At 59.1% G+C, this 13,138-nt stretch carries 10 protein-coding genes and 1 tRNA gene; 8 read left to right on the top strand and 3 right to left on the bottom strand.

The annotated features are described in order from the left end of the window. Positions 1-630: 630 nt before the first annotated feature. Positions 631-2,694: a polyphosphate kinase 1 gene (ppk1, locus tag AWB68_RS02425; RefSeq protein WP_200828609.1), complete on the bottom strand. Its 2,064-nt coding sequence runs from the start codon at positions 2,692-2,694 to the stop codon at positions 631-633. Positions 2,695-2,915: 221 nt separating this feature from the next. On the opposite strand from ppk1, the gene ppx reads away from it, so the two are divergent. Then, complete coding sequence (gene ppx / locus AWB68_RS02430; protein ID WP_087642765.1) at positions 2,916-4,424, top strand: exopolyphosphatase; 1,509 nt, start codon at positions 2,916-2,918, stop codon at positions 4,422-4,424. A 98-nt stretch (positions 4,425-4,522) separates the two neighbouring features. Here the strand turns inward: ppx and AWB68_RS02435 are convergent, their stop codons facing one another. Both AWB68_RS02435 and AWB68_RS02440 read right to left on the bottom strand, forming a co-directional pair. Then, the gene (locus AWB68_RS02435; protein WP_087642766.1) at positions 4,523-5,335 is read right to left on the bottom strand and encodes a GNAT family N-acetyltransferase; all 813 of its coding nucleotides are present in this window, start codon (positions 5,333-5,335) and stop codon (positions 4,523-4,525) included. A 105-nt stretch (positions 5,336-5,440) separates the two neighbouring features. Continuing rightward, positions 5,441-5,899: a SixA phosphatase family protein gene (locus AWB68_RS02440; protein ID WP_087642767.1), complete on the bottom strand. Its 459-nt coding sequence runs from the start codon at positions 5,897-5,899 to the stop codon at positions 5,441-5,443. A 163-nt stretch (positions 5,900-6,062) separates the two neighbouring features. Between AWB68_RS02440 and AWB68_RS02445 the strand changes: the two genes are divergently transcribed. The 7 genes from AWB68_RS02445 (at position 6,063) to AWB68_RS46255 (ending at position 12,787) form a co-directional block, all read left to right on the top strand. Next, positions 6,063-6,139: transfer RNA gene (locus tag AWB68_RS02445), tRNA-Pro, on the top strand. 663 nt (positions 6,140-6,802) lie between these two features. Beyond that, positions 6,803-7,411, top strand: coding sequence for a hypothetical protein (locus AWB68_RS02450; protein WP_125482854.1), 609 nt, complete (start codon positions 6,803-6,805; stop codon positions 7,409-7,411). 153 nt (positions 7,412-7,564) lie between these two features. Continuing rightward, positions 7,565-8,545, top strand: coding sequence for a hypothetical protein (locus AWB68_RS02455; RefSeq protein WP_087642769.1), 981 nt, complete (start codon positions 7,565-7,567; stop codon positions 8,543-8,545). Positions 8,546-8,743: 198 nt separating this feature from the next. After that, the gene (locus AWB68_RS02460; RefSeq protein WP_087642770.1) at positions 8,744-9,475 is read left to right on the top strand and encodes a hypothetical protein; all 732 of its coding nucleotides are present in this window, start codon (positions 8,744-8,746) and stop codon (positions 9,473-9,475) included. Between the two features lie 151 nt (positions 9,476-9,626). Further along, positions 9,627-10,943 carry a hypothetical protein gene (locus tag AWB68_RS02465; protein WP_087642771.1) on the top strand — a complete coding sequence of 439 codons (1,317 nt, stop codon included), beginning with the start codon at positions 9,627-9,629 and terminating at the stop codon, positions 10,941-10,943. A 277-nt stretch (positions 10,944-11,220) separates the two neighbouring features. Next, positions 11,221-12,345 carry an HNH endonuclease gene (locus tag AWB68_RS02470; RefSeq protein ID WP_125482855.1) on the top strand — a complete coding sequence of 375 codons (1,125 nt, stop codon included), beginning with the start codon at positions 11,221-11,223 and terminating at the stop codon, positions 12,343-12,345. Between the two features lie 250 nt (positions 12,346-12,595). Further along, positions 12,596-12,787: a hypothetical protein gene (locus tag AWB68_RS46255; RefSeq protein WP_125482856.1), complete on the top strand. Its 192-nt coding sequence runs from the start codon at positions 12,596-12,598 to the stop codon at positions 12,785-12,787. Positions 12,788-13,138 lie beyond the last annotated feature (351 nt).

The following is a 13,138-nucleotide window of genomic DNA, read 5'->3' on the forward strand; positions in this document are numbered from 1 at the left end:
GAAAGCAGCTTCCCACCGCCAATGCTTGCCATGTGCCTCCAGACCGCTCCCTCGAAGTGGTCCAACCGGGGGAGTGTCGTTAGCGGGGTTTTGGCGTTGTTGGCATGTAGAAGAGGTACGGGCATCGCACCGCTATACGAAGTGGAACAGCAGTCATTCATCCGTCCTGGCACTTCGTGCCCGACGAAAGGTCTGCCAAGGGGGGCGAACTAGGGCATGCAGCAAGCAGAAGCGTAGCGAGTGAGAGTGAATGGAGATTGGTTTTCGGCTTTGCCTGACGGGTGAGCGCGTAGCGCGAGGCCGGATGTATGACTGCTGGTCCACTCCGTATAGCGGTGCGATGCTCGTGCCTCTTCTACATGCCAACAACGCTAAAACCCCGCTAACGACACTCCCCCGGTTGGACCACTCCGAGGCAGCGGTCTGGCGGCGCCTGGCAAGGATTGGCGGTGGAAAGCTGCTTTCTTTGCTTACTTTCTTTGCAGCAGCAAAGAAAGTGAGTCCCGCCCCGGACAGGGGCAGAGCAAATAAACCACAAACAAAACAAGTTCCATAGAAGCACAAGCGCATCAAACGGTGTAACCCAACCCCAAAACCAACCCCACCCCAAGCGCCAGCGACCCCCACCCCCTATGAGCAAAACTTCGCCAGCAACCCCAACTGCGCATTGCGCATCGACTTCCCCGGCCGACGCCGCCGGTAGTGCCCATCACTCTGCATGAGCCACGCCGCCTGGTTGTCGCCAAGAAACACCGACAAACCCTCCGCGATCACGCGCCGCTTCAACCGCCGGTCGCGAATCGGAAACGCCACCTCGACACGGCGGAAGAAGTTGCGGTCCATCCAGTCGGCGCTGGACAAATAAACGTTCTCCTGTCCATTCGCATAAAAATAGAAGATGCGATGATGTTCGAGAAAACGCCCGACGATCGATCGCACCGTAATGTTCTCCGACAAATCCTCGACCCCCGGCTTCAGCGAACAGACGCCCCGCACGAGCAGATCGATCTTCACACCGGCCTGCGATGCCTCATAAAGCGCGGCAATCACCGAAGGCTCCAGAAGCGCGTTCATCTTCGCGACGATGCGCGCGCGCCTCCCGGCGCGCGCGTGATCGGCTTCGGTGCGGATCGCGTCGAGCAGCTTCGCGTGCAGCGTGAACGGCGACTGCCAGATCTGATGCAGAGGAATCTCGCCGCCGATCCCCGTCAGTTGCTGGAACACGTGGTGCACGTCTTCGCAAAGCTCCTGGTCGGAGGTCATCATGCCGAAATCGGTATAAAGACGCGCCGTCCGCGGATGGTAGTTGCCCGTGCCGAGATGCACGTAGCGCTTGAGCATCATCTTGCCGCCCTGCGATACGCGCCGCACGATCAACATCATCTTCGCGTGGCACTTGTGGCCGACCACGCCGTATACGACATGCGCGCCCACCGCTTCGAGCTGCGAGGCCCAGTTGATGTTCGTCTCCTCGTCGAAGCGCGCGAGCAGTTCCACGACCACCGTCACTTCCTTGCCGTTGCGCGCGGCCTGCATCAGCGCGTCCATCAGCGGCGAATCGGTGCCGGTGCGATAGATGGTCTGCTTGATCGCGACGACCTGCGGGTCCTTCGCGGCCTGCAGGAGCAGTTCGAGCACCGGCTGGAAGCTCTCGTACGGATGATGCAGCAGGATGTCGCCCTGATCGATGGCATCGAAGAGATTCGCCGCATTCGCGATGCTCTTCGGCACCGACGGAATGTGCGGCACGAACTTGAGATCCGGCCGGTCGACCATCTCGGGCAACTGCATCAGCCGCACGAGATTGACCGGCCCGTTCACGCGATAGCAGTCGCGCTCGTTCAACTGGCTTTCATCGAGCAGGCGCCGGATCATGTGCGGCGGCGTCTCCGCCGATACTTCGAGCCGCACCGCATTGCCGAGATGCCGCGCCGGCAATTCGCCCTGCAGCGCGACGCGCAGGTTGGTGATTTCGTCTTCGTCGACGAAGAGTTCGCTGTTGCGCGTGATGCGAAACTGGTTGCAGCTTCGCACGTTCAGGTGCGGAAACAGCTCGTTGACGAAATGCTGCATCAGCGAGCTGAGCAGCACGAAGCCGTGCGGATACCCCGAGAGCGCTTCCGGCATGCGCACGAGGCGCGGCAGCGCGCGCGGCGCCTGCACGATGCCCATCACCGCCTGACGTCCGAAAGCGTCCTTGCCCTCCAGTTCGACCACGAAGTTCAGGCTCTTGTTGAGCACGCGCGGAAACGGATGCGCGGGGTCGAGGCCGATCGGCGTGAGGACGGGCAACAGCTCGTTCTGGAAGTATTCGCGCGCCCACGCGGTTTGCTGGGCGCTCCATGCCTCGACGCCATGAAAGAAGATGCCTTCGCTTTCGAGCGCGGGCAAGACGGTCTCATGCAGCATCGCGTATTGCTGGCGCACGAGCCGGTGCGTGCGCTCGACGACGAGGTCGTACACGTGCTGCAACGACATGCCGTCGGGCGAGAGCGACCCGGGGTTGTCGCGCATCTGTTCCTGCAGGCCCGCCATGCGGACCTCGAAGAATTCGTCGAGATTGCTGCTGGTGATGCAGATGAAGCGGAGTCGTTCGAGAAGCGGTACGGCGGTGTCGGCGGCTTGCGCGAGCACGCGTTCGTTGAATCCCAGAATGCCCAGTTCGCGGTTGAAAAGCGGGTAGCGTGTGGACATCGGTGAGGAGAAGAGGGGGTCGATGGACAGGACGAAAGGACGTTCGGAAGGTCTCACAGTAAGATTAAGTTTTCGTGACACTGCAAGTGTCACAAATTCTACGCGGATTGGGAATAGCGTCGCGTGAGGCGCGCCCGTCATCGTCCGCCGACTTCCGACACGCTTGGATTAGAATTGGTGCGCCGCCGCGAAGCGCCCCTTCACATGAATCTGGACATTCGATGGTCACTCAACCGCATCTTCTCGCCGCCGTAGACCTGGGTTCGAACAGCTTCCGGCTGATCGTCGGACGCGTCGAGGAAACGGCGGCCGGCAGCCAGATTTATCAGGTCGACGCGCTGCGCGAGCCGGTGCGGCTCGGCGCGGGGCTCTCGCGCGACAAATATCTCGATCGCGCCTCGCAGTTGCGCGGCTGGGATGCGTTGAAGCGCTTCGGCGAACGCCTGCGCGATTTCCATCCGGACCATGTGCGCGCGGTTGCCACCAATACGCTGCGCGTCGCGAAAAACGCCAACGAGTTCATGGCCGAGGCGGAAGTGGCGCTCGGTTTTCCGATCGAAGTGATCGCGGGCCGCGAGGAAGCGCGGCTCATTTATGCGGGCGCCGCGCACTCGGTGCCGGCGAGCGCGGGCAAGCGCCTCGTGGTGGATATCGGCGGCGGCTCGACGGAATTCATCATCGGCTCGCACTACACGCCGATCCACATGGAAAGCCTTTATATCGGCTGCGTGAGCCACAGCCGGCAGTTCTTCGCGGCAGGCAACGTCGACGAGTACACGATGCGCCAGGCCGAACTCGCCGCCAAGCGCGAGATCCAGATCATCTCCGCAGAATACAAGCACACGGGCTGGGACCAGGCGATCGGCTCGTCGGGCACGGCACGCGCGCTCGCCGAACTCGTCGAGGCGAACGGCTTCAACGATCCGCACGTCACGCACGGCATCTCGCGCGGCGGGCTGGAGCGCCTGAAGCGCGCGCTCATCAAGGCGGAGAACGTGAACCGGCTGAAGCTGATCGCGCTGAAACCCGACCGCGTTCCGGTGCTGGCCGGCGGCCTCTCGATCATGCTCGGCGTGTTCGAGGAACTGGGCATCGATTACGTCGATACGACCGATGGTGCGCTGAGGCTCGGCGTGCTCTATGACCTGCTCGGGCGTTCGCAGCATCAGGACATGCGCACGGTGACGGTGGAAGGCTTCAAGCGCCGCTACGGCGTCGACGCCGCGCAATCCGGCCGCATCGCCGAACTGGCGATCAGCTTCTACGACCAGCTCGACGAACCCGACGAGGAGCGCCGCCAGGAGAATCGCATGTTTCTCGCGTGGTCGGCGGCGCTGCATGAGATCGGCTTGTCGATTGCGCACAGCGCGTATCACAAGCACTCGGCGTATATCGCGAGCCACGCCGACATGCCCGGCTTCTCGCGCACCGACCAGGCGCGGCTCGCGGCGCTCGTGCTCGGTCATGCGGGCAAGCTGGGCAAGCTCGCGCATGCACGCGACGTCGACTGGACCCTGCTGTTCTGTCTGCGGCTCGCAGCGCTTCTCTGCCGGCGACGCACCGATGCCGGCCTGCCGCGCATCGAGGTGAAGCAGGCGGGCAGCGGCTTCGACGTGCGCCTGCCGAACGAGTGGGTCGCGAACAATCCGCTCACCGACTACAGCCTCGTTCAGGAAGCGACCGAATGGGAGAAGATGGGGCGGCCGTATCGCGTCGTGTATACGGACTGAGTGTGCGTTGCGCGTTGCGTGCTTCGGATCGGAGGCCCTGCCGGGTGACAAGCGCGGTAGGGCCTGTTTTTTGACCCGGCGATGCGTCGATCCGTCGATCAGCGTGCGTGCGCGTCGCCCATGAAGTGGCGTGCGTAGCGTGCGTTGATGTCGGAGAGGCGGAACAGCGTCAGGAAGTCCGCCGTGTTGAAGTCCGGGTCCCACGCGGGCGCGCCGCAAATCTTCGCGCCCAGCCGCAAGTAACCTTTGACGAGCGGTGGCGGGCTCACCTCGACGCCCGTGCGCAACTCCTCGACCGGCAGCGGCGTATGCGGGAACGCGCGGTATTCGGGGGCAGTCAGCGCGTCGCCGGCGAGCGAGCAATACAGGTTCGCCGCATAGTGCCCGCCATCGATCATGCCGACGCTCGCGCAACCGAGCATTGTCTCGTAGCCGTTTTGCATCATGTACGTCGCGAGACCGCCCCACAGCGACATGATGACCGCGCCGCTGCGATAGTCGGGATGCACGCACGAGCGGCCGACCTCGACGAGCTTCGGCCTCAGGTGCGTCAGGCGCGACACGTCGAATTCGCTTTCGGCATAAAGACGCCCGATGCGCGAAGCCTGATGCGGCGGCAGCACGCGATACGTGCCGACCACTTTCAATGTATCGAGATCGCGCACCAGCAGGTGGTCACAGAAGGCGTCGAATGCATCGACGTCGAGGCCCTCGGGGCCCGACAGGCGTGCGCCCATTTCCTCGGAGAACACGCGATAGCGCAGGCGCTGCGCTTCGCGCAGCGCGTCGTCGGTGCGGGCCCAGGCGACCTGGAGGCGATGTTGTCCGGCAACGGCAACGGCGGCGCGCGGAAGACGGCGTCGCGAGTCCTGCGTAAGCGGGGCGAGCGTTTTGAACGGTGAATCTTGCATTGGCGTTCCTCGATGGGAGGCTTGAGTCCCCGCCAATGTAGTAACCGCGCATGACGCTCGCATGGCGTGCCAATGACGATTCGATGAAACGCCGTATTCAGGCGCTCAAAGCAGATCGGGGTTCGCCACCGCGCGCAGGACGATCTGGCCGTCGCCGCCGCGCGCGCGTTGCTGGAACCACCAGATGCCGGCTTTCTTGACCGACCAGTCCGCAACGTCTCCGGTGAGCAACAACGACGCGACGTGGCCGAGCGTCGGCTGATGACCGACCACGACCACCGTTTCCGCGACGCCTTCCGGCCAGCGGACGGCATCGAGCACGGCCTGCGCGCTGCCGCCGGGCGCGAGTTCCTCGACGACGCGATAGCGGTCGCCGAACGCTTCGGCCGTCTGGATCGTGCGCGTGGCGGGGCTGGCGAGGAACAGGGCGTCACCGTCGATACGGTTCCTGAGCCACTTGGCGACCGCCTGCGCCTGCTTGCGTCCGCGCGGCGTGAGCTGGCGGACGAGGTCGCTCGCCGCCTGGTCTTCGGCTTCGGCATGGCGCCAGAGAATGAGGTTCATCGATTGTCTCCGTGGGACTGAATGCTTCCTGAGTCTGCGCTCTGAATTCGCGTTGACTCCGTTGGACCGCCAAACGCATCGCGCGTGCTGCTCGGAGCCTGCAATCTCTGTCGATGCTTTTCATTGCGCATGGTTCGGGAAAACGCTATCATCTGCGGCTTGTCGGAGCGTAGCGCAGCCTGGTAGCGCATCTGATTTGGGATCAGAGGGTCGAAGGTTCGAATCCTTTCGCTCCGACCAATGAAATCAAGGGGTTAGCCGTCATTGACTGCTAACCCCTTTTCCGTTTTGGGAGATGGTGGCGAATTTCCACAACTTTCCCACAACCGGCTCGCTCTGCTTGCGCCGCGTGCTATTCGGTGCAGCGGCGCCACGCAAGCGGACGCAATGTTCGCAAAGCAGGTTCGGGCTATGCATGATCCCTTTCCGTATAGCTTGGAACCGCTACACCAGCAGCCAATTGCCCTGAACCGTCGGGCAAATACGATCGTGATACCCCCGGCGTCTCCCAGGGCGTTATCAAGCGGTATAGGCCGACGGTGCGATCAGTATCGCCCCCTCGGGCACGTGCGCACACATTGACGACGGTCGACCGACCTGGTGTATGAATCCTTTTTCCTCGACAACCCCCCACCCCGACCGGGGGAGCGGACCCCGAGCCATCGACCGGAGGTACCCGACCTTCACCGCGCGCTCTTTTGGGGGCCCAAAAATTCAGATGTTTACCATGTGCTGTATTACGATAGGTAAGATACGCAGCGTAAACAAAAGCTCGTCGCGTCTCGCGCACTCAAAGCTCCGACGAGCCGAGGTCAGGCTCCACGTGACAGCACGCAGCGAGCGAACGAAATAAGTATCACTCAGCGCGGGGCGACGAAACGGATGCTTCGCAAGCGTGCAACTATGTCTTATTTCGATGCCGACTACCTTACTGCACTCGACGCAAGAGCAATCGCCCGCTATCACGCGATCACCGGCCTGCGCGCCGACTACAGGTTGCACACGGAACTCGGACCCCAGCCCTACGAAGGTGACATCGAGAACGCTCGTATTGTCGTCCTGATGAACAATCCCGGCTTCGACGCGACAAGCACGCTCGACGACCATCGCTTTACGCGCGACGGCTGGCCTTACGCCTCTTTCCATCCTGACGCCCCCGCTGGAATGCGCGACTATAGCATCCCGCGTTTTCGCGACCTGATCGCGGAGTTCGGTGCGCAACAAGTATCGCAGCGGCTTGCAATGCTGCAAATTCACCCTTGGGCGAGCGCTGCGCTGGATGACCCGAAGCGGTTGGCATTACCGTCTATGACACTTGCCCTCGAACACGCGCGCAATGCAATACACCGTGGTGCACTCGTGATGATCGGACGCGGCGCATGGCACTGGCTCCCCGCGCTGGGACTCCCAAAAGGAGCGCTATTCGAACATCCAAGTCCGCGCGTCGTGTACTGGAACCGCCAGTCCCTCCCTGCTGACATTTTCGAGGCGATGCGTCGCGCCATGGAGTAGCCGTGCGTAAATATTGATGCTATCCAGTCCTCTTGAGGCGCTATAGCTGTTAACAAGCACCCGCGCTCAACTAAATAGGCGGCTCGCGAAAATTGTATTTGTTTGTGGGGGGAGATCGAGAAAGGTCTCATCCATATAGGTGAACGTCCATCTATGAAAAAGTTGGCCAGAATTTCCTTTAATTCGTCAGGCTGGAATCGCCCAACCGGCGAAGCCCGTCGTCTGGAAAAAGATAGCTTTAATACGGAGAACGGTTTTGGCTTCGAGGACTGGCTATTCAGAGAGGAATGGCTGCTAGACGGTTGGCGCTATTCGTTCCTGCAGGGCGTAAACGACAGTAGAAATCCTCTGTTGAAGGAGGGTAGACCGTTCGATGTCACGCTTTTTACTATCGAGCCGGACAAGCGCCGCAGATATGTGGCGACACTACGCGATGCGGAATGTCTTGACGACACGCAGGCGGCTGATGCTATCAAGGCATTTGAGCAGAATGGGTGGCTTAGTCAAATGAAACTGGAGATCGGGAACGTCGGCGGCAATCTAGGAGCGCTGACCGACCACAGTTGGGCACCCTACATCCTCAACCTTCGGTTCCGTATCGAAAACACGGAACGATATGCCCCAGATGCGTATGCTGTCGACGGAGATCCAGTCTTCAGGCTCAACCGCTACAATCTTCCAGACCAACAAGACAACAACGATAATCTTGGCGGCTCAATTCGTACCGGTCGCGAGTCTTCTCTAGACGCGCTGTCGTACATGCGTAAGGCAATCGGTCCGGTGAAGTGCTCGCCGGAGCACGCTCGAATGCAACACCGCCTCATGTCGGAACTCAAACAAGAATATGCAACGGCGCGAATCGTTTGCGAAGAGAATTTTGTCGACGTCACAGTTGAGACCGACAACGAGCTAATTTTCTATGAGATCAAATCTGACCTTGCGCCGCGTACAGTTCTACGGCAAGCCGTCGGGCAACTTCTGGAGTATGCGTTTTATCCGAGAAAGCAAACTCGATACGCAACCCGCTTGGTAGTGGTTGGTCGTCGACAACTGTCGCCAATGGATCAGGCGTACTTGTACACGCTGTGCGAACAATTTTCTCTGCCACTCGAATATCGTATGGTGGAGATATGAGTACGCCTTCAGGGTACGGGGAATATGGATAGGGAAAAGGGAAAGCTTTACAACGAAACTGACGATATCATGGAGCGGATCGCGTGGAAGAAAGGGCAGCTATAAGCGGGCTTGCGTCCCCAAAAAGAGGCCTCCCCCTCCACAATGAACCGCACTACGTAAGATTTTCTCCGACCGGGGCGGAAAGAGGGACTTCATATGGACACTCAACGAGATGCCGTAGAGGTTGACGATTATTCGTGGGATGACCCCGTACATGACAGCACCCTGCGTCTCCTTGACTACAGGGGCGCCGTCGCGGATGAGATACCGGGGCAGGCGGTGCCGATGGCGAAAATCGCCGCGGCTATCCACGAGAGCGCCAGATATCTCACAGCGGACCAGCACGAGCAGGTGATTGGATGGCTCAAGACCTGGAAACTGTGTGATATCCCGCGAAAATACAACGAGTCGACGTTCGAGAGCCAGTTTGCACGGCGTCTGAATTGGTTGAAGGCCAGCGAGATGCAAACTGGACTGTTATCGAAGGTCAAATGGAGTTTGTTCGCGGCAAAGGCATGCGCCATTCTTTTGGCGCTATGTGCCGCAACTGTCGCTGTCGTTTTCTTTGACGGTCACACATGGCGCTGGTACGAATCGTTCGGCGCATTCGTGGTATTTGTTGCCATTTATGCAATTTGCTCCACGTTTGATACGAAAGCGCAGCTCGCGGCGAAGGAGCAGGACCGACGCTATTTCCTGGCATCGCTCAGAGAGGCGCAGACCGTCAGCGAGCTCAGTCAGGCTGGGCTTTTTGCGTTCATTCCAGAGTCGACGCCACAGCCGGGAAGGCCCTTCAACGAGTGGGCGAGCGTACTTGCGATGCGCTCAGCACAAGAGCACCTAAGCGACGCGCTCTACACTGACCCCGACTGGTTCCTTCGGCGCTGACCAATGTCCGCGCAGCGTCAGCGTGCCGGGCAACATCGACTTGCAGCGCCCCTCACATAGCCGTGCCGCAGCCGACGTGCCGCCTGCTTGACGCATCGGAGCCTCCGGGTACCCGCGAGACTCCGCCGCGATAGCAAAGGAGAAGTCGCCAATGGCCTGGGATCACACCACGAATCCGGTGATTACACGTAACCGGCTGCGCTTTTCGTCCCCGGACGCCGTCTATGAGGCCCTGGAGCAATACGGGGCCTACTTGCGGGAAAACCAGTTCCGGTTGGGCGATGAAGACCTCGAGCAGGCATTAGCCGGACGTAACGCTCCCCTGATAGACCTGGCGCTTGCGAAAAACGCGCGTTCTCACAGTCTGGTGGCGCAACTTTACAAGCGCGCGCTGGCCGGCAGCGGCGACGCTGACTACGACAGGGCGATACGCTTGAACTGTCTGTCGAACCGGGGTGTCATGGGCGCGCTGTACTCGAAAGAACTGATCGATCCCCAGTCGCCGGCAGTGAATGAGGGTCACCGGCTGGCTCTGGAGGGCGATGAGGAAGAGCTGGCAATCCTGATGAGCAATCCGGGTATTCGCGGCTTTCTTGCTGCGGTCTATACCCGGAAAGACTGGTTGCAGGATATTCCGGATGAGCGATGGCGGCTGCTGGTGCTGAAATCGGTGGGCAACCCCGCGATTAACCGGGACGACACAGACAGCAGGAACCCCGACCTGTTAGCCTGGGACCTCCGGAAAGCCCTGCGCGGGCTACTGGGCAGCGCGCCGGCGCAACCAGATTGGGTCCTCACGCTGCACCAGTTGCTGCTCGAACTGAGCCCGCCACGTGTTTGGGGATTCGACAGCGAACAGGCCGTGATTGACATCCTTGAACGGTGGAAAGGCATAACTGTGAAGAGCGAATTCGGCGACCGGGAACATGAGGGCTACTTTACGCCCCAGCCGATCGCCGAAGAGTTCCGCTGCCTTGTCGCGGCCTTGTACGGAAGCGTGCTCGTCGACAAAAAGTTGGTGTCTGTGGGAAAACCTGACTCTGACGACGTCGCGCTGCGTTGTGCGTACTACGGTAACTCGGCAAAGACAGTGGAGGAGATGAAGGCGGCGTACGAAAAAGACGGTGACATTTTCACGTTCGGTGCGCTGTTCAACAACAGCGTGATGCTTGAGCCGGCATGCCGTGCGGAACTTGAAGCACACCTTACGCGGGACACCGACTGGCTGCGCAAAAAGCGTTATAAGCAGTTGCAGGCGGAGCACGACTGGTTCGATCCGCGACCAGTGAGCGAATTGCTGGAGATCGCCGATACTGGCGCTGCCGAATCTGCTGTGCAGGAGAATCCCGAACTACGCGCCCTGGCTAGCCAGATGACGGATCTGAAAACGCAGATCGCCGGCCTGTCAAAAGTGCTTGTCTGGGGGCTGATCGTAATCCTAGCCATCCTTGTGTTCTGGCGCCGATGAACACTGCGGCACTGTCGACTCGTCAGGCTACGGCAATTAGTTGATTCGAAAAGTCGACCCCAGGTGGAAGTATGTCCGCTAAAGTTCAGAAGCCAACCCTGCGGTTACGACAAGGGAAGTTCGTGGGGATGCCGGGCATCCGGGGAGCACATAGACGCCGAACTTCCGAAGGCGGCCAGTTTCGGCCGCTCGACCAAAGCTTCTTAATCCGCGACAATTTGGGCGGCCGGCGCTGCAAGAGGCGTAACCGAACCGCTTGAATCCATGGAGACGAAAATTGTCGGAAAACACCTCTGTTTGCTCAGTGTGCGGTTTTTCGTTCCCCACTTCTAGTATGGTGCGCGAACATGTATTCCCAAAATTCCTTATGGGAAAAACCGCTAAGAATAATGTTGTCTTAGTGTGTCGCAACTGCAACGCTGCCATGAATATGCGGCCGACCGAGATAGAGTTCACTGCGCTCCTTGTTTATCTGATGGGGAAGACTCCCGGATATACCGATATTGTTCAGGAATCTATATTTGGCCAAGAGGAACGCTATATAGCCGACATCGTTGCCACTCGCGTGCGAAATTTGCAGCGCACGAGGCTCCTAATCGAATGCAAATCTTCACGTTTTGTTTCGTTCGATAGGATCAATGACGTAGTCAGTCAGCTTAAAAAATATAAAGAAGCCTACGGCGAATGCCAGCCTGTGTTTGCAATTCCAGCAACACTCAGTGAAAGCGAGGCTCAAGCGTTAAAGGTTGAGGGAGTTGAATTATGGGATCTAGATTTCTTGGCAAAGACTTTCGCGAAGCAGTTGGAAGATGCGCCTATCGGCTACTTCAAAAACATTCTTCTAATGAGGGCGCGACGAGGTTCTGCGACAACGCGCGCAAGTGAGCTGAGCGCTTCACTGAAGGCGTGCCAACCCGGCAAGCAGGACTGGAGCATCTATCAAAGTCTTGTTGGAAACATCCTCGAATACTTGTTCTGTCCAACCCTCACGAAGCCTCTATCTGAGCACGCCGACGGCACGAAGACGAATAGACGTGATTTCATCATACCCAACTATGCGGAATCAGGTTTTTGGTCATTTTTGCGAAATCGATACATGGCCGACTATCTGGTCGTGGATGCGAAGAATTACAGCCGTAAAATACGGAAAACCGAAATCCTGCAAGTAGCCAATTACCTTAAGCCGCAGGGAGCTGGGCTCGTTGGACTGATCTTCTCGCGTAACGGTGGCGACGCCGCGGGATGCGCCCATACACTGCGAGAGCAATGGCTAATTCATGAGAAGATGATCCTCGTGTTTAACGACATGGAAGTTGAGTCAATGTTGAGTGCCAAGGAGGACGGCAGAGTGCCTGAAGAGATGGTTGAAAAGAAGATTGAACAATTCCGTCTATCAATTTAGCTCTGCCGGAGCGTTCGATGCGTCATGCGTAATCGTTGGGTTGCCCTTCCGAGAAGGTTCGCCTTGAGGCCGGTCAATTGGCTGCTTCGGGTCGGCTATGGAAACTCGTGACTGACAGAAGTCCGCCGGCCTTCGGGCCGCCGAGGAACTTCAGGACTCGGCCGGATCCGGCCCTTCGACAGCGGCATGCAAATCCGTCACAATCAGAGTACAGCGGTCTTGCAAGCCGCGACGATTAGCTGGAGAGGATATGACTAAAGACATTAAGCGCTCAGTTCGAGACAAGTACAAACGACGACTACAGTGGCTGGCGCCCGCCATAGAACAATACGAAATTGCCGCATCTGAACGAATTGAGCACGGTGGAAGGATTCAAGATCGAGAAGAAATAGATGCAATTCTACGAGCGATTGAGCCTCTGAAAGATCTTAACGGGGCATAACTCTTTGGCCGGCGAGATTGAGTTTCAGTTGCACACCGATAATTTCACGGAGAATACCTCCGCCGCATTAGTCCCGCTGTCGCTTTCGAGATAGATCGGAGACTGCGCCGAGCTGGAAATGATCTGTGCCGAAAAATATGCTGTCCGCCGTCGAGACGTTGTTAGCGCGAAGTGCGGACACTTCGCCTGTTGGTCCGATTGTTGCAGCGGTTTTTGAACGACCGCTGAGGAGAAAGATGACTGTCTCTTGTGGGTGGACTTCTGTCCTACGCGGACCGATCGACGGCGAAGCACTCCGCCTATTCAACGTCGGACCGGATTCGGCTCAGGCCGTGTCAAAACGTGCGCCGT

Origin of the sequence: Caballeronia choica (assembly GCF_001544535.1) — a bacterium.
GTDB lineage: Bacteria > Pseudomonadota > Gammaproteobacteria > Burkholderiales > Burkholderiaceae > Caballeronia > Caballeronia choica.